Here is a 17,358-nt window from a genome sequence, read left to right as displayed (position 1 = left end):
TGCAGAACAAAGTAAAAAGAGGAGAGCAGGAATGATGGGCGCTTGCGCTTAATGTAAATTTATCCGCTTATAAAATAAGCAAAAATGGGGCCTGAACGCAGGAAATTCAGGCCCGATAGGGATAACATCAGGCGAGCAGCGCGTCGTTAAGCAGGTCGACCAGCAGCAGCAGGGCGTAGCGGGCGGCTTGTGCATTCTCGGGCAGGGGCAGCAGCGCGGAGGCCATATTGCTTAATGAATGGTCGGCGGGAGTGAGGGCGAAAATTGTCGCTTCTTGTACCCGGGCCAGCAGGGTCGCGCCCTGCAAAATCGCATCGGCCTCGCCGGTTGCCAGCACCAGCAGAAGATGATCGTCACTAAGGGTACTGGCTATCATGCGCATCAGGGCGCTGTCCTGGCAGAGATTCATCACGATCCCGATGGAGAGCAACTGGTGCTGGAGCAGCGTGGCCAGCGCAATATCCTGTGCGCCAAGGGCGAAACAGTGTACGGCGCGGGCATTTTGCAGACGCGTGCGCAGCTTTTGCAGCGTAGATTCGGGGGTGCTTACCAGCTGTTGTTCCAGACTTGTGCTAATCAGGCTTAATTTGTCGCGCCACGCGGCGGGCAGCGCGGCGCTCTCTTCGTTTAGCCAACCGGTGCGTCGTTCGCAAGCCTGCGCCAGCTGCTTACGCAAATCACGAATATCCTCGCAGCCTACGGAGCGGGCAAAGCGGGTAATCGTGGCTGCGCTTACGCCAGCGCGCACCGCCAGTTCATCAATCGAGGCGCTGGCGGTAAAACTTAAATTCTGCAGAATAAATGCCGCGACCTTCGATTCCTGAGCGCTTAAGCGAGTCATGCCTTCCTGTAACTGTCCTACGATATCCATGCTTTCAGCCTCTCTCTGCCACCGCCAGATTGAAAATATTTTTCAAATAATGATGGCTTTTTATACCACTTAATCACGCGTAATGCCTGGGATTATTGCTGGTTCTGCTTTTTATGGGCAATTATAAGGGTGAAAAATAACGCCTCGATCACGCACATGAAAAAAATTTTCATATAGCCTTCTTCTGTACCCGCACCTCGCCCTATAGTCGATGGTGCCTGTTTAGCACTTGCTCAAGCAAAACCCATGGGGAGGAATTATGCCACGTATTGTCCTGTGCTGCGCCGCCGGAATGTCCACCAGCATGCTGGTTAACAAAATGAAAGCCGAGGCGCAACAGCGCGCGCTGGCGCTGGAGATTTACGCTGTACCCGTCGCCGAGTTTGAGCGCGAGTTGCCCAATGCCGACGTGATTTTGCTGGGGCCGCAGGTGAAATATGAAGCGGCCCGGTTGACGGAGCTTGCTGCCCCGCACGGAAAAGCCGTGGCGGTGATCGACATGGCGGATTACGGCATGATGCGCGGGGCCGCCGTACTGGATAAAGCGCTCGCTCTGCTGAACCACTAACGCTTTCCCATCAACGCGTTCATTTCGCAAAGCCACTGCGGCCTTGCGCGGGGATCTGTACGCCAAAAATGAGGCCACTATGCAAGCATTGAAAATAGCTGTAATCGGCGGCGGCAGCAGCTATACGCCGGAACTTATCGAAGGCATCATCCTTCGCCATCAGCAGATTCCGGTCACGGAGCTGGCGCTGGTCGATGTTGACGCCGGGCGCGAGAAAGTGGCGATTATCGCCGCGCTGACCCAGCGTATGTTTAAGCGCCATGGCCTCGAACAGGTTAAGGTCAGCGTGCATTTCAGCCTGGATGAGGCCATTCGCGGCGCTAAATTTGTACTGACTCAGCTGCGGGTTGGTCAGCTGGCGGCGCGGGCGGCGGATGAGCGTCTGGGGCTGAAGTATCAGCTGCTGGGCCAGGAAACTACCGGCGTCGGCGGATTTGCCAAAGCGCTGCGCACTATTCCGGTGATTTTACAGGTTGCCCGCAAGGTGGAAGCGCTGGCGCCCGATGCCTTTATCCTCAATTTTACCAATCCGGCCGGGATTGTGACGGAAGCGGTGAGTCGCTACAGCAGCGCCAAAATCATCGGCCTGTGCAACGTGCCCATCAATATGCAGCATATGATTGCCGGAATGCTGGACGCAAAAGAAGAGGAGGTTCGGCTGAGCTTCGCCGGGCTGAATCATATGGTCTGGGTACACAAGGTGATGCAGGGGCGGGAAGAGGTGACCAGCAAGGTCATCGACATGCTGTGTGACGGTCAATCGCTCTCGATGAACAATATTCAATCGCTGCCGTGGCCGGCGGAGTTTCTGCGGGCCCTGAAGGCGATCCCCTGTCCCTATCATCGCTATTACTGGCTGACGCCTTCGATGCTGGCGGAAGAGATTGAAGCGGCAAAAACCAAAGGCACCCGCGCAGAGCAGGTGATGAAGGTGGAACAGGAGCTGTTTGATATCTATGCCCGGCCCGATCTGGATGAAAAGCCCGAACAGCTGAGCTTCCGCGGCGGTGCGTACTACTCCGAAGTGGCGGTGGAGCTGATTAACGCCATCTACAACAATCTTGGCAAGGAGATGGTCGTCAACACCCGCAACAACGGCGCGATTCACGGCTTCGATGATGATGCGGTGGTGGAAATTAACAGCATTATTGACGCGCAGGGCGCACGACCGCTGGCCTTTGGCGCGCTGCCGCCGATCATGAACGGACTGACGCAACAGGTGAAAGCCTTCGAGCGCTTGACGATTGAGGCCGCGGTCCACGGCTGCCGGGATAGCGCGCTGCTGGCGCTGGTGAGTAACCCGCTGGTCGGGAATGTGACCGATGCCCGGGCGCTGCTTGATGAGGTGTTAACCATCAACCGCCCCTGGTTAACGCAGTTTAACTAAACTTTTCCGCCTTCGGGGATACCATTATGTCTCGTACTTCATTTATTGAACGCTATGTCATGCCCGCCGCGCTGAAAATCGGCGGGCAGAAGCATGTCCTGTCGGTACGTGACGGCATTATCCTTAATATGCCGTTTATGCTGATCGGTTCGTTTTTCCTGATATTCGCTTATCTGCCGATCCCCGGTTATGGTGAGCTGATGGCCAGCGTGTTTGGCGATGCCTGGCGCGATAAGATGCTGTACCCGGTCAAAGCGACCTATGACATCATGGCGCTGCTCTCCGCCTTCGGCATTGCCTACCGGCTGGCGGAGAAATATCGCACCCTGGATCCGCTAAGCGCCGGGGCGATGTCGCTGGTGGCGTTTGTGATGACGATCCCCCAGGTGACGCTCTTTACGCCGGCAGACGGTTCAGCGGCGCAAATCGTCAAAGGCGTGCTGCCGGTGGGGATGATTGGCAGCCAGGGACTGTTTGTGGCGATTGTGATTTCGCTGCTCTCTACAGAGATTTATCGCCTGGTGGCCAGCCGTAATCTGGTGATCCGCATGCCGGACGGCGTACCGCCCGCGGTGGCGAAATCTTTTCTCGCCCTGATCCCCGGTTTCTGCGTGCTGGCCGTGGTGCTGGCGCTGCGCCTGATCGTCGAAGCTTCGCCGTTCGGCGATATCAATAGCATGATTACCACCCTTATCGGTATTCCCATGTCGCACGTCGGCGGTTCGCTGCCGGGGATGATTATCTCGGTGATCCTGATTGGTATCCTGTGGACCCTGGGGCTGCACGGCGACACCATTGTGCTGGTGTTTATTCGCCCGGTCTGGCTGTCGAATATGTCGGAAAACCTGGAAGCGTTTCAGAATGGACTGCCGATCCCGCATATCATTACCCAGCAGTTTTATGATCTGTGGATTGCGCCCGGCGGTACCGGTGCGCTGCTGGGGCTGGTGATTTTTATGCTGCTGCGCAGCCGTAGCCAGCAGATGAAACAGCTAGGAAAAATCGCCGCGCCGGGGGCGCTGTTTAATATCAGCGAGCCGATGGTATTCGGCATTCCGCTGGTGATGAACCCGTACTTTTTCCTGCCGTTTATTTTGACGCCGGTCCTGCTGGTGATTGTCTCGTATACCGCGATGGCCACCGGGCTGGTGATGAAGCCGGCGGGGATTGCGCTGCCGTTTACCACGCCTATTTTTATGAGCGGCTATCTGGCGACCGGAGGGCATATTTCCGGCGCGGTGCTGCAGGTGGTGAACCTGGCGATCTCGCTGGTGATCTATTATCCGTTCTTCCGGGTATGGGATCGCCTGAAGGCGAAAGAAGAGCAGGCGTCCGCGCAGCCGGAGGCCAGCGCGACGCTGTCGGCGGCTGACCGTATTTAAAGCGTATTCCCGGAGGCGGCGCTTGACGCGCCTGCCCGGGCTACCGGCCCGCAGACGGCTGTGAATCGGTAGCCCGGCTAAGCGTAGCGCAAGCCGGGGAGGGGGTTACGCCTGCAGCCACCATACCGCTTCAAACGGGCGCAGGGTCATATCGGCAGGGCGGTTCGCCACTTCCGCGTAGTTGCTCATGAGCGTCCGCCAGTCGCCACTCATGGCTTCCGGCTGCCAGCGCTGGAACTCGCGGCTCAGGTTCGCCACGACGACCAGCGTTTGTCCCTGCCACTGACGGCGGTAGCACCACAGCGACGGATGTTCCGGTAGCAGGTCCTGGTAATCGCCCCAGGTCAGCACCGGCGTGCTCTTGCGCAGCGCAATCAGCTGCTGATAGGCATAAAACACGGATTCCGGGTCCGCCAGCGCTGCTTCGGCGTTAATCTCGCGATAGTTGTCGCACAGCGCAATCCACGGCTCGCCTGCGGTGAATCCGCCGTTTTCACCGCGGTTCCACTGCATGGGCGTGCGGCTGTTATCGCGCGATTTACTGGCCAGAATCGCCAACAGTTCATCCGCGTCCCGGCCCTGAGCCGCGCGTTCGATATACATGTTGTGGCTCTCAACGTCGCGATAATCGGTGATGCGCGTAAAGTGCGGATTAGTCATGCCAATCTCTTCGCCCTGATAAATATAGGGCGTGCCCTGCATGCCGTGCAGCACCATCGCCAGCATTTTCGCCGCCGGGACGCGGTATTCCCCTTCATCACCGAAACGGGAGACGATGCGCGGCTGATCGTGGTTACACCAGAACAGCGCATTCCAGGCGCGATTGTGCATTCCCTGCTGCCAGTGCCTGAACAGCGATTTCAACGCCACAAAATCCGGTCGCGCCAGCGTCCACTTCTCCCCGCCGGGGTAGTCCACCTTCAGATGGTGGAAGTTAAAGGTCATCGAGAGTTCGCTACCGTCGAGCGCCGCATATTTTTGGCAATGTTCAAGCGTGGTGGAGGACATTTCGCCCACCGTCATCAGATTTCGCGGGGTGAAGACATCGCGGCTCATCTCCTGCAAAAATTCGTGCGCTCGCGGACCGTCGGTATAAAAGCGGCGGCCATCGCCAGCGGTATCGGACGGGAAGGACTGGTCTTTGGAGATAACATTGATCACGTCCAGGCGCAGGCCATCGACGCCGCGATCGGCCCAGAATTCGCAGACTTTTTTCAGCTCTGCGCGCACGGCAGGGTTTTCCCAGTTCAGATCTGCCTGCTCAACGGCGTACAGATGCAGATAGTACTGCTCGCTTTCGGCGTGCCACTGCCAGGCGTTGCCGCCAAACTTAGATTGCCAGTTGTTCGGCGGGGTGGTCGGCTCGCCGTCGCGCCAGATATAGAACTGGCGATACGGACTCTCTTTGCTGAGCGCTTCCCGGAACCAGGCATGCTCGGTCGAAGTGTGGTTCAGCACCATATCCAGCACGATACGAATTCCTCGCGCCTTCGCCTGTGCCACCAGCTCGTCGAAATCGTCCAGCGTGCCGTAGGCGGGGTCGATAGCGGTATAGTTGGCCACATCGTAGCCGTTATCCACCTGCGGCGAGACGTAGAACGGCGTCAGCCAGATAGCGTCAACGCCAAGCTTTTGCAGATAGTCGAGGCGAGAGGTGACGCCGCGCAGATCGCCGGTACCGGTGCCGGTCGTATCCTGGAAACTCTTCGGATAGATTTGATAAATAACGCCGTTTTGCCACCAGAGGGGAAGGGTATTCATATTGCGTTCCTGCTACAAAAAAGGGGGCGACAGCGCGCCCCGAAAATAAGATGTCAGACAATCTGTAAGGTGCCCTGGCGGAATTTGCGCTGGTAAACGACCGTCGTCAGGACAATCGGCACAATCACGGCAATGGCCATCGCCAGTGCGTAAACCTGCCAGTAGGTGGGTTGAATAGAGAGAATGCCCGGCAGGCCACCGACGCCGATGCCGTTGGCCATCACACCGTTCAGTCCGCACAGCAGCCCGGCAAGACCGGAGCCGACCATCGCGCAAAGCATCGGGAAGCGGTATTTCAGATTGATACCGTACATAGCGGGTTCCGTCACGCCGAGATAGGCGGAAATGGCGGCCGGAACGGAGATTTCGCGTTCGTTCTGTTTACGGCTGGCGATGATTATCCCCACCACTGCCGACGCCTGAGCGATGTTGGACAACGCAATCAGCGGCCATACCGGCGTACCGCCCATGCTTTGAATCATCTGCATATCGATGGCGAGCGTGGTCTGATGGACTCCGGTGATCACCAGCGGGGCGTACAGGAAGCCGAACAGCGCGGCGCCAATCGGCGCAAAGCTGCCGGTTAACAGATGACGCACGGCCCAGGCCACGCCGTCGCCAATCATGCGGCCAACCGGTCCGATAAAGGCGTGCGCGAGGAAGACCGCCAGGATCAGCGAACAGACCGGCACGATCACCAGGTAAAGATAGTCAGGCACGATGCGTTTCAACCGCGTTTCAATAAAGCCGAGCGCCAGCCCCGCCATCAAGGCCGGAATCACCTGCGCCTGGTAGCCGACTTTCTCAATCGTAAACAGGCCGAAGTTCCATACCTCCGGCACCTGCTGACCCAGCAGGTAGGCGTTCATCAACTGCGGAGAAACTAACGTAACGCCCAGCACGATGCCGAGGATCGGCGTGCCGCCTATTTTCTTTACCGCAGACCAGCAGATACCCACCGGCAGGTAGAAGAAGATCGCCTCGCCAATCAGCCACAGGAAGTCATAAAGGGTTTTCAGCGACGGATGCATCTGCGCCAGCGTCTGGCCGTTGCTCATTGGCAGATCGCCGATCACGTTGCGGAAGCCTAAGATCAGGCCGCCGCTGATCAGCGCAGGTAGCAGCGGGAAGAAGATCTCCGCGAAATGCGAAATGAGCTGTTCATGCCACTTCATATTCTGGCGTGCGGCTTTTTTGGCCTGCTCTTTATCTGCGCTGGCCTGGCCGGTGGTCGCCAGTAGCGCTTTATAGTAGTCGCCAACCTCGGTACCGATCACCACCTGGAACTGACCGGCGTTGGTAAAGCAGCCCTTCACCATGCGTAGTTGTTCAATTTCTTTTGGTTTGGCAATGGCTGGATTATTCAGCACAAAGCGCAGACGGGTAATACAGTGGCTGACGGTGGCGATATTATCGCGTCCGCCCACCAGTTCGATAAGTTTATCGATGTCCTGCTGATTTACTTTACTCATGATGAGGCCTCATGACCGAGGGGAGAGGTTGCATTTAACTTGCAGCGGATCCTACTCGCTCCGTTTGAATTGCAAAATGGGAACGTTCCCGAAACGCAGCGAAGATCACATAAATCGTTAAGACTGGCTTAATTCAGTACGGCGGGAATGACGATTTGACGAGGCTCCCGACTGCCGGCGATCTGCTCGATCAGCTGCTTAGCCGCCTGGCGTCCGGACTCGGCGTAGCCGGGATCGACGGTCAGGATCTCCGGGTGGAGAAACTTCATCAGCGGCGTGCTGCCGACGCTGGCAAGCTGGAGATGATCGATACCTTGTTGCTGGAGATATTTGCTGGCCCCCAGCGCGAGGGTATCGGTGGCGCAGACCAGCGCGCTGGTTTCAGCCGACAGCAGGCAGGCGACGTTTTCGTAGCCCTGCTTCATGCCCAGGCCCGGCAGAGCGGCAAGGGGCGAGAGGTGCTTTTGACGGCAGAAATCGAGGTAGGCCTGGTGGCGGCGCTGCCCGGTGGTGACGTCGCTGTGCGGAACGCCGAGGAAGCTAATGTGGCGATGCCCGCGATCGTACAGGCGCTGCATCAGCATCCTGATCGACCCTTCATCGTCATAGCACACGGAGGCGATGCCCGGCGCGTCGCGGGCCAGCAGCACCAGCGTCTCCCGCCACGGGGTGAGCATCTCTTCATGGATGCCGGTAAAACCAAACAGCACCACGCCGTCGATATTGCGCCGGGCGAGCATGCCGAGATGCTCCTCTACCAGCGCCGGGGAGAACTGGCTTTCCATCATAATCGGATCGTAGCCCTGCTCGTAAAAGGCGGGCAGCATGGTCTGGACGGCAAGGTTTTCCGACAATGAATCCAGACGCGTGACGATAATCGCCACCACTTTGTCGCTTTGGCCGCGCATCGCCCTGGCAGAACGAGAGGGTGAAAAACCGTGCTGCTGCATCACCGCTTCGACTCGCTGGCGAGTGCGTTCGCTAACGCCGCTTTCGTTATTAAGCACGCGCGATACCGTCGATTTCCCGACGCCGCTTAAGCGCGCGATATCTTTGATGGTCAGCCGGTTTTGCATGCAGGGTTCTCGTTGTAGTCCGCTTAAAGTGAGCCTAATGCTACTCAACGAAACCACAATGAGCAAAGTCTGGTTTACGTCTGGTTTAGTTGCCGGGGGGTATCATCGCCATAATAGCCACAAATAGATTATCGGTGACGTTATAATTCGCGCCGTTTGTATTCATTTACCGGAGATTTTATGGACCCCGATCCCACTCCTCATCCTCGATGGAGCTACCACTTTTTCCGGTAAATCTGCTTAGCGCTGCTTTACCGGAAGCGTAAAGCAGCGATGTCTTTGATGTCCCTGCCATAAAAATAACATGCCTGACAGGTAAGGTTGACTTGCGCCTGTCGTTAGCGCTGCGTTCGCTCGTGCGAGCGCGGAGGGACCGTTTATGTTGAAAAATTTTACCCGCCAGCTGTTCGCCCAGCTTGGCCGCCATTTACCGCATCGTTTAGTCCAGCGCGATCCGCTTCCTGATGCCCGCAATATGGCGAGCGCGCCGATCCCCGATTCTCTTGGCAAGCAGTGCCTGAACGTCGCGGCAATGGATGAGAATGAAATCTGGCGCGCTTTCGCCAGCCATCCGGAAGGGCTCAATGCAGGCGAAGTGGCGCAGAAAATCGCCCGGTATGGCGAAAACCAGATCCCGGCGCAGAAACCGTCACCCTGGTGGGTGCATCTGTGGAGCTGCTATCGCAACCCCTTCAACCTGCTGTTGACCGTCCTGGGTATCGTCTCCTACTCGACGGAAGATCTGTTTGCCGCGGCGGTCATCGCCCTGATGGTGGGGATCTCCACGCTGCTGAACTTTATCCAGGAAGCCCGCTCGACCAAAGCGGCGGACGCCCTGAAGGCGATGGTCAGCAATACCGCGACGGTACTGCGGGTGGTGAATGAGCAGGGTGAAAGTCGCTGGTGCGAGCTGCCCATCGACCAGCTGGTGCCGGGGGATATCGTTAAGCTATCGGCGGGAGACATGATCCCCGCAGACCTGCGCGTTATTCAGGCGCGCGATCTGTTTGTCGCCCAGGCATCGTTGACCGGTGAATCGCTGCCGGTTGAAAAAGTCTCCCGTACCCGCGACCCGCTGCAGACGAACCCGCTGGAGTGCGACACTCTGTGCTTTATGGGCACCAACGTGGTGAGCGGTTCGGCGCAGGCGATTGTTTTCGCCACCGGCGGCGGTACCTGGTTTGGTCAACTGGCTGGCCGCGTCAGCGAGCAGGAAAGCGAGCCGAACGCCTTTCAGAAAGGGATCAGCCGGGTCAGCATGCTGCTGATCCGCTTTATGCTGGTGATGACGCCGGTTGTGCTGCTGATTAACGGCTATACCAAAGGCGACTGGTGGGAGGCGGCGCTGTTCGCGCTCTCCGTCGCGGTGGGCCTGACCCCGGAGATGCTGCCGATGATCGTCACCTCGACCCTGGCGCGCGGTGCGGTGAAGCTGTCAAAACAGAAAGTGATCGTCAAGCACCTCGACGCGATACAGAACTTTGGCGCGATGGACATTCTGTGCACCGATAAAACCGGTACCCTGACGCAGGATAAAATCGTGCTGGAGAACCACACCGATGTCTCCGGCAAGGTGAGCGAACGCGTGCTGCATACGGCCTGGCTGAACAGCCACTATCAGACCGGACTGAAGAATCTGCTCGATACCGCAGTGCTGGAAGGCGTTGAACAGGAGTCGGCGCGCGGGCTGGCGGAACGCTGGCAGAAAGTGGATGAGATCCCGTTCGATTTTGAGCGTCGCCGCATGTCGGTGGTGGTGCAGGAGCAGAGCAACGTTCATCAACTGATCTGCAAAGGGGCGCTGCAGGAGATCCTCAACGTCTCGACCCAGGTGCGCTATAACGGCGACATCGTACCGCTGGACGACACCATGCTGCGGCGCATCCGTCGGGTGACCGACAGCCTCAATCGTCAGGGATTGCGCGTGGTGGCGGTGGCGACGAAGTATCTGCCCGCCCGCGAAGGCGACTACCAGCGCGCGGATGAATCCGACCTGATCCTTGAAGGCTATATCGCTTTCCTGGACCCGCCGAAAGAGACCACAGCCCCGGCGCTGAAAGCGCTGAAGGCCAGCGGTATTACGGTCAAAATCCTGACCGGAGACAGCGAGCTGGTGGCGGCCAAAGTCTGCCACGAAGTAGGCCTGGATGCGGGGGACGTGGTGATCGGCAGCCAGGTTGAAGCGCTGAGCGATGATGAACTGGCCGAGCTGGCAAAACGTACCACCCTGTTTGCGCGCCTGGCGCCGCTGCACAAAGAGCGTATCGTGACTCTGCTGAAACGCGAAGGACACGTGGTGGGATTTATGGGCGACGGCATTAACGACGCCCCAGCGCTGCGCGCGGCGGATATCGGTATTTCCGTCGACGGCGCCGTGGACATTGCTCGTGAAGCGGCGGATATCATCCTGCTGGAGAAGAGCCTGATGGTACTGGAAGAGGGGGTTATTGAAGGCCGCCGGACCTTCGCCAATATGCTCAAATACATCAAAATGACCGCCAGCTCCAACTTCGGCAACGTGTTCAGCGTGCTGGTGGCCAGCGCCTTCCTGCCGTTCCTGCCGATGCTGCCGCTGCATCTGCTGATCCAGAATCTGCTGTACGATGTCTCCCAGGTCGCCATTCCGTTTGATAACGTTGACGATGAGCAGATCCGTAAACCGCAGCGCTGGAACCCGGCGGATCTCGGGCGCTTTATGGTCTTCTTTGGGCCGATCAGTTCGATATTCGATATTCTGACGTTCTGCCTGATGTGGTGGGTGTTCCACGCCAATACGCCGGAACATCAGACCCTGTTCCAGTCCGGCTGGTTTGTGGTGGGCCTGCTGTCACAGACGCTGATCGTGCATATGATCCGCACGCGGCGGATCCCCTTTATCCAGAGCCGCGCGGCCTGGCCGCTGATCGTGATGACGCTGCTGGTCATGGTGGTTGGGGTAGCGCTGCCGTTCTCGCCGCTGGCGGGGTATCTACAGCTTCAGGCGCTGCCGTTAAGCTACTTCCCGTGGCTGATTGCTATCCTGGCGGGCTATATGACCCTGACCCAAATGGTTAAGGGCTTTTACAGCCGTCGCTACGGCTGGCAGTGAGCGAGGCGCTTTAAGAGCAGAAACAACAAAGGCAGCCACGGGCTGCCTTTGTTCATACTGTCTATGATTAGCGGCGAATGGCGATCGCTTCAATCTCAATCTTCACGTCTTTCGGCAGACGCGCCACTTCTACGCAGGAGCGCGCCGGGAAGGTGGCCTTGTGCTCGGTGAAGAAGGCTTCATACGCAGCGTTAACGGTTGCGAAATCGTTGAGGTCTTTCACGAAAACGGTGGTTTTAACGATATCGCCCACTTTCAGGCCCGCGGCTTCGACAATAGCTTTCACGTTCTCCAGCGACTGACGCGCCTGAGCAGCAACCTCTTCCGGCACGCTGCCGGTTTTCGGGTCTACCGGGATCTGCCCGGAAGTGATGATCATGTTACCCAGATCAACGCCCTGAACGTACGGGCCGATGGCTGCTGGCGCATTTTCCGTCGCGATAGTTTTAGACATGAGTTCTCCTGAAATATTTAAATGTAATCAGACTGGCGTGGGCCATTATAAAGAGTGCTGGCTGCTTTATCATTAAGCAGGCCGCATTTTGCGAAGGAGAAAAGCGGATAACGCAGGGCGCTATCCGCATAAGGCGTGAGCCGCCGGGAGAAATTATTGGGCGACTTCGGTCCAGGCCATCGCCCAGTCAGAGCCAACCCCCGGCTCGTACTGGCTGGCGTGTTGGCTCCACTGTACGCAGTAGCCGCTGTAGGGGAACGGACGACATTGGTACACTTTGCCATTTTTAGGCTGCATGACCTTCGTCCCCGCCGTATAGCTTTTCAGGTTATCCGGGAAGGTATAATCGTAGTTTCCCGCAGGCGCTGGCGTTGGTTCGCTCTTCTCTTCCAGCATCAGGTTGATCACACCCTGGCTGATAATGGCGCCCTGCGCATTACTGGCTGAGTAGCGCAGCATATGATGGCCTGCCTGAACGTTGGTCAGTGGAATCGATAACGGCAGAGAGCGATTATCTATCGTTTGCTGGAGACTCCCTTTCTCTGCACCCGCATGATCGCTGACGACGGCGATGAGATGCATTTCGCCTTTGGCCGCGGCGTTGAAAGTCACCGTTGCTTTGCCGTTTTCGATGGGGGTTGCGGCGACGTTGCTGAGGCTCAGGGATTCTTTCGCGGTATCGTCCTCTTGCGATTCGCTATAACTCAGCGTGACGCTTTGCAACGCGCTGCCTTGCGGCGCATACACCTGGTTAACGCCATAGATGGGATTAATGTTGCCACTGCCGTCTTTTACTCCGGCACGCAGGCTACCATGGTGTGCGGTATTAATGACTTCCGCCAAATCGTAAGACCATTGGCTGGATTTCCCTTGCGCTTCGCTGGCAATAGTCAATTCCGTTTGCAGCGAATGAACCTCTCCGCTGGCATTAAAGAAATGGGCAATGACTTTATCACCAGCATGAAGATCTTTTCCGCTCAGCTGACCGGTAAGCTGCGTTGTCCAGAGGGAACCGTTCTCAGCGTCATCGCCGGTACCGCCAAAATCGACGTCAATGGCCTGATAAAAACTATTTGCCGTATCGGCGATTTCCCAGACTGCATAAATAACCTGATAACCGGTACGCTCTGGCACATTACATGAGTGGGTGACCTCAATAGCCGGCGTCATGCCGTTACCGTCAATTTGACAGAAGGGCTTACTTTCAAAATCGCTGCGCGTCAGCGGCTTATTTTGGTCCCAGTTCTGTTTGGTTATGTAATAACGCCAGTTGGTGGTTTTATGGGGGGCAGAATGGTGCCAGATGAAGTTATTTGCCCCGCTCTTTATTGCGCTTTTAGCCCAGCGAGTCGGGCTCTGGCTATCAAGCTGCGAGAAGTTGGCTTTACCCGCGCTGGCCAGTTGACCGTCCGGCGGCATTGCGCCTTCAGGAAAACCGCTCGCTTGCTCAACGCTTTGCGGCTCCCACTGTACTGAACCGCAGTCGCTGTTTTTGCCTGTATTACATTGATAGGCCCGACTGGGCGGAAACGCCACGTAGCCATGAGCCAACGCCGAGGAGGTAAATAATAATGCGGCGGTATATATCGATAATTTCTTCAGTTGCATAATTCATCCAGTGAACAATGATTAATTATTGGTAAGCGTTTATGCAGTGTATAAAGCGAAAAATACCGGAGCAATATCGATGATATTTAATGATGAATATAAATAATGACTCATTTTAGCAATGAGGTGAGACGATCTTAAATGATAATAAACTGAGATAGAGTGATGCCTTTTCAAACGAACATTGAAATGGCAGCCGCGCGTTTAATGTATATGATGCTTTCAGGAACAGGCCCCTTTTCGGGGCTGCTCCTGATGACGCTAATAAATTTAGTTTGCCAGCACGACATGATGTGAAAATTCTTTTTCACAGTATTTGCACTTCAGCGCGATATCGTTTTCACGTTTCTTCACCGCAAAGCTGGAGGACACCGGCTCGGCGTGGCTGATGCAGTTGCTGTTCGGGCATACCAGCACGTTATTGATACGGTCCGGCAGATTCGGTCGGGATTTACCAACGACTTCATACTCATCAATGCGGTTCACCGTGGCCTGAGGCGCATACAGGGAGAGCTGGTTGACCTGCTCATCGGTCAGGAAGGTGTTCTCAATTTTGATTAAATCCTTACGGCCCATTTCGCCTGACGGCAGGTTCAGGCCGATGGTGATGCGCTGATCCGTTTCGGTTAGTTTGAACAGCGTCAGCAGCTTAAAACCGACCTGCGCCGGGATATGGTCGATAACGGTGCCACGTTTGATGGCTTCTACCTGTAATTTATTGTCGTGTGTCATCTTTATTTCCCCTTACAGTGCCAGATCGCTATTCAGTACCAGTGCCAGTAACGCCTGGCGCGCGAAGATGCCGTTGCCCGCCTGCTGGAAGTACCAGGCGTGCGGCGTTTTATCAACATCGGTGGTAATTTCGTCAATGCGCGGCAGCGGATGCAGCACCTTCATATTCTCACGGGCGCCTTCCAGGTCGGCGGCGCGCAGAACAAACTGCGCCTTGACGTTGGCATATTCTGACGGGTCGAGACGCTCTTTCTGTACGCGAGTCATATACAGAATGTCCACCTCTTCCATCACCTCTTCAATCGCGTTATGCAGGCTCCAGGCAATGCCTTTTTCGTCGAGCATATCGAGAATGTACTGCGGCATGGCCAGCGCGTCCGGCGCGATAAAGTAGAAGCGATTGCCGTTAAATTTCGCCAGCGCCTGCGTCAGGGAGTGGACGGTACGGCCATACTTCAGGTCGCCGACCATCGCCACGTTAAGATTTTCCAGACGGCCCTGCGTCTCCTGAATGGTGAAGAGATCGAGCAGGGTCTGCGTCGGATGCTGGTTAGCGCCATCGCCGGCGTTGAGTACCGGAATACCGCCGGAGAACTCGGTCGCCAGGCGCGCCGCGCCTTCCTGCGGGTGGCGCATCACGATAGCATCAACGTAGGTGCTGATGACCGAGATGGTGTCGGCCAGGGTTTCGCCTTTTTTGCCCAGCGAGGTGTTGCTGCTGTCTGAGAAACCGACCACGCTGGCGCCCAGGCGGTGCATGGCGGTTTCAAAAGACAGGCGTGTGCGGGTCGACGCTTCAAAAAAGCAGCTGGCAATCACTTTATGCTTGAGCAGCTCCGGCTGTGGATTTGCTTTCAGTTTTGCAGCGGTCGCCAGTACCAGTTCAAGGTCTTCGCGGCTGAGATCGTTTATGGAAATGATATGTTTTTGGAATAGCGGGTTAGCCATGTTTATCTCCTGACGCCTGGGCAAAAAAAAAGCCCCTTAAATAAGGGGCTTTACGAATACGGATGCAACGGAAAGGAAAAACGGCAGGCCAGCGTCTGTTCTCAGACGCGGTAAGACGCGATGTCGTACACACTGAACCATAATTCCTCCCGGCAAAACGGGTGGCATTATACGCAGCTCATTTTTCGGATCAAGCGATTAATCCACAAACAGGTAAACGTTTGCCTGGGTAATCATGCGTTAACGCAAAAAACCCGTAAAAAGTGGTGGTATGGCAGTCAGAAGGGGGGTATAAAACCTGAAAATGAAAAGCTGTTTTACATTTGAGGTTACTATGATCGTTGGAAATATTCACCATCTGCAAAGCGGGTTGCCGGAGCCTCTGCGCAAAGCTATTGAATACGTGAAAGCCCATGTCACCGACGCGACGCCGCTGGGTAAACATGATATTGACGGCAACAACCTGTTTTATCTCATTTCTGAAGATACTACCGAGCCGATGGCCGACCGCCGCGCCGAGTATCACGCCCGCTACCTGGACATCCAGATTGTATTGAAAGGTCAGGAGGGCATGACCTTTAGCGTTCTCCCTGCCGGCGCGCCGGATACCGACTGGCTGGCGGATAAAGATATCGCTTTCCTGGCTGAAGGGGCGCAGGAAAAAACCGTGATTCTCAGCGAAGGCGACTTTGTCGTGTTCTATCCCGGCGAAGTGCATAAGCCGCTATGCGCGGTTGGCGCACCGGCGAAGGTGCGCAAAGCGGTTGTGAAGATGCTGATGGTTTAGTTGACGAGCGTATTTTTACCCAAGGCTAGCAATTGTCGTTTTGTGACCATTGTTAGCCTTTGTTTTTTCTAGCTATTCCCGTTTTTTTACTTCTTATTCCCTCTCATTTGATGCTTCAGCCAAATGCTCATACCGCGCGCATTGTGCAAATTTTGATGGCGATCTCATTAATACGTTATATAACGTATTAATGTTGTTTCCGTTAATTTGAACAATCAATAGTGAGATGTGGAGTTATTAATATATGAATACTAAAGAAATAATTAATGCCGTTGCGAAAGAGATAGAAGATAAAGGCGGAATCCGCCAGGTGTTCCTTGTGGCCTGCGGCGGGTCATTAGTGGATATGTATCCGGCTAAATACTTTCTTGATAGCGAGGCGACAACGCTTCATGTCGGCATGTATACCGCCAATGAGTTTGTCTACGCGACGCCAAAAACGTTGGGGGTGAATTCGCTGGTTATCGTCTGTTCGCACGGGGGCAACACGCCAGAATCCGTCGCTGCGGCTAAGCTTGCACAGCAGCATCAAGCGCATACTATTACGCTGACTCACAACGCTCAGGCACAGCTGATCGAATACGCCAGCCACAACATTCTCTATGCCTGGGGTAACGATACCAATGTGGTCGATAATCCGATGGCGATTATCCTCAATCTGTGCGTTGATACGCTGCAGCAGGTTGAAGGTTTCGATAATTACGCTGATTTCCAACAGGGAATGGCCCAAATTAACGGCGTCATTGCTCATGGCCGTCAGCAGGTTGCGGATCGCTGCCAGCGTTTTGCCCAAAAATATCAGGATGAAAAACTCTTCTATATCCTCTCCAGCGGAGCTTCTTACGGCCATGCTTATGGTTTTGCTATCTGCTCACTAATGGAAATGCAATGGCTACATGCCGCACCTATTCACTCCGGTGAGTACTTCCACGGGCCTTTCGAAGTTACGGATAAAGAGACGCCGTTTATTTTATTAATGAACGAAGGCCGTACGCGGGCGATGGATGAGCGAGCTTTGGTCTTCCTCACCAAGTATGCAGAGAAAGTGGAAGTCGTTGATGCTAAAGAACTGGGCATCGGGGTTCTCCCTCCGTCAGTCGTGGAGTTTTTCAACCCGGTGCTGTTTTACAGCATCATGTGTGAATATCGTTCTGCGCTTGCCGACATTCGTCAGCATCCATTGGATACCCGCCGCTATATGGGGCTGGTGGAATACTAAGGGGA

The 17,358-nt window shown here is 55.8% G+C and carries 16 protein-coding genes; 7 read left to right on the top strand and 9 right to left on the bottom strand.

Annotated features, from left to right (window positions below; all coding sequences use genetic code 11):
• Positions 1-127 precede the first annotated feature (127 nt).
• A complete protein-coding gene (locus IAE27_RS13455) occupies positions 128-871 on the bottom strand; it encodes a MurR/RpiR family transcriptional regulator (RefSeq protein WP_049593791.1) in 744 nt (247 codons plus the stop codon).
• A gap of 259 nt (positions 872-1,130) precedes the next feature.
• Here IAE27_RS13455 and IAE27_RS13450 point away from each other — a divergent pair, with 259 nt between their 5' ends.
• The 3 genes from IAE27_RS13450 to celB all read left to right on the top strand — a co-directional run bounded on the left by IAE27_RS13450 (position 1,131) and on the right by celB (position 4,208).
• Positions 1,131-1,439, top strand: a complete 309-nt coding sequence (locus IAE27_RS13450; protein ID WP_016809334.1) for a PTS sugar transporter subunit IIB — start codon at positions 1,131-1,133, stop codon at positions 1,437-1,439.
• 79 nt (positions 1,440-1,518) lie between these two features.
• Positions 1,519-2,826: a 6-phospho-beta-glucosidase gene (locus tag IAE27_RS13445; protein WP_200092549.1), complete on the top strand. Its 1,308-nt coding sequence runs from the start codon at positions 1,519-1,521 to the stop codon at positions 2,824-2,826.
• Between the two features lie 26 nt (positions 2,827-2,852).
• Positions 2,853-4,208, top strand: coding sequence for a PTS cellobiose transporter subunit IIC (celB, locus tag IAE27_RS13440; RefSeq protein ID WP_004108952.1), 1,356 nt, complete (start codon positions 2,853-2,855; stop codon positions 4,206-4,208).
• 105 nt (positions 4,209-4,313) lie between these two features.
• On the opposite strand, the gene treC is transcribed toward celB, so the two are convergent.
• The 3 genes from treC to treR form a co-directional block, all read right to left on the bottom strand.
• Positions 4,314-5,969, bottom strand: coding sequence for an alpha,alpha-phosphotrehalase (gene treC, locus IAE27_RS13435; protein WP_049593792.1), 1,656 nt, complete (start codon positions 5,967-5,969; stop codon positions 4,314-4,316).
• Positions 5,970-6,022: 53 nt separating this feature from the next.
• Positions 6,023-7,441 (bottom strand): PTS trehalose transporter subunit IIBC, encoded by a 1,419-nt coding sequence (treB, locus tag IAE27_RS13430; protein WP_004108948.1) that lies wholly within the window; start codon positions 7,439-7,441, stop codon positions 6,023-6,025.
• 128 nt (positions 7,442-7,569) lie between these two features.
• The gene (treR, locus tag IAE27_RS13425; protein ID WP_016809082.1) at positions 7,570-8,517 is read right to left on the bottom strand and encodes a trehalose operon repressor TreR; all 948 of its coding nucleotides are present in this window, start codon (positions 8,515-8,517) and stop codon (positions 7,570-7,572) included.
• 180 nt (positions 8,518-8,697) lie between these two features.
• Between treR and mgtL the strand changes: the two genes are divergently transcribed.
• Entirely contained in the window at positions 8,698-8,751 is a 54-nt protein-coding gene (gene mgtL, locus IAE27_RS29980) for a mgtA regulatory leader peptide MgtL (RefSeq protein WP_139025212.1), read from the top strand.
• 145 nt (positions 8,752-8,896) lie between these two features.
• On the top strand, positions 8,897-11,605 hold the full coding sequence (mgtA, locus tag IAE27_RS13415) for a magnesium-translocating P-type ATPase (protein WP_070556552.1): 2,709 nt from the start codon (positions 8,897-8,899) through the stop codon (positions 11,603-11,605).
• Positions 11,606-11,672: 67 nt separating this feature from the next.
• Here mgtA and ridA read toward each other — a convergent pair whose 3' ends face one another.
• From ridA to IAE27_RS13385, 5 genes are all read right to left on the bottom strand, one after another.
• Positions 11,673-12,059 (bottom strand): 2-iminobutanoate/2-iminopropanoate deaminase, encoded by a 387-nt coding sequence (ridA, locus tag IAE27_RS13410; protein ID WP_004108925.1) that lies wholly within the window; start codon positions 12,057-12,059, stop codon positions 11,673-11,675.
• Positions 12,060-12,212: 153 nt separating this feature from the next.
• Positions 12,213-13,667 (bottom strand): N-acetylglucosamine-binding protein GbpA, encoded by a 1,455-nt coding sequence (gene gbpA / locus IAE27_RS13405; protein WP_154022669.1) that lies wholly within the window; start codon positions 13,665-13,667, stop codon positions 12,213-12,215.
• Between the two features lie 270 nt (positions 13,668-13,937).
• A complete protein-coding gene (gene pyrI / locus IAE27_RS13400; RefSeq protein ID WP_004098115.1) occupies positions 13,938-14,399 on the bottom strand; it encodes an aspartate carbamoyltransferase regulatory subunit in 462 nt (153 codons plus the stop codon).
• 12 nt (positions 14,400-14,411) lie between these two features.
• Positions 14,412-15,347, bottom strand: coding sequence for an aspartate carbamoyltransferase (gene pyrB / locus IAE27_RS13395; RefSeq protein ID WP_004108911.1), 936 nt, complete (start codon positions 15,345-15,347; stop codon positions 14,412-14,414).
• A 36-nt stretch (positions 15,348-15,383) separates the two neighbouring features.
• Positions 15,384-15,488 (bottom strand): pyrBI operon leader peptide, encoded by a 105-nt coding sequence (locus IAE27_RS13385; protein WP_077260121.1) that lies wholly within the window; start codon positions 15,486-15,488, stop codon positions 15,384-15,386.
• Between the two features lie 193 nt (positions 15,489-15,681).
• On the opposite strand from IAE27_RS13385, the gene IAE27_RS13380 reads away from it, so the two are divergent.
• Entirely contained in the window at positions 15,682-16,134 is a 453-nt protein-coding gene (locus IAE27_RS13380) for a YhcH/YjgK/YiaL family protein (RefSeq protein ID WP_049593892.1), read from the top strand.
• A gap of 244 nt (positions 16,135-16,378) precedes the next feature.
• Complete coding sequence (locus IAE27_RS13375) at positions 16,379-17,353, top strand: SIS domain-containing protein (protein ID WP_004108909.1); 975 nt, start codon at positions 16,379-16,381, stop codon at positions 17,351-17,353.
• Positions 17,354-17,358 lie beyond the last annotated feature (5 nt).

The sequence above is a fragment of the Klebsiella sp. S69 genome (genome assembly GCF_016516145.1).
Classification (GTDB): Bacteria; Pseudomonadota; Gammaproteobacteria; order Enterobacterales; family Enterobacteriaceae; genus Klebsiella; species Klebsiella oxytoca.
The sequence above is the reverse complement of the archived record's forward strand: the minus strand, read 5'-3'. Positions and strand labels throughout refer to the sequence as shown.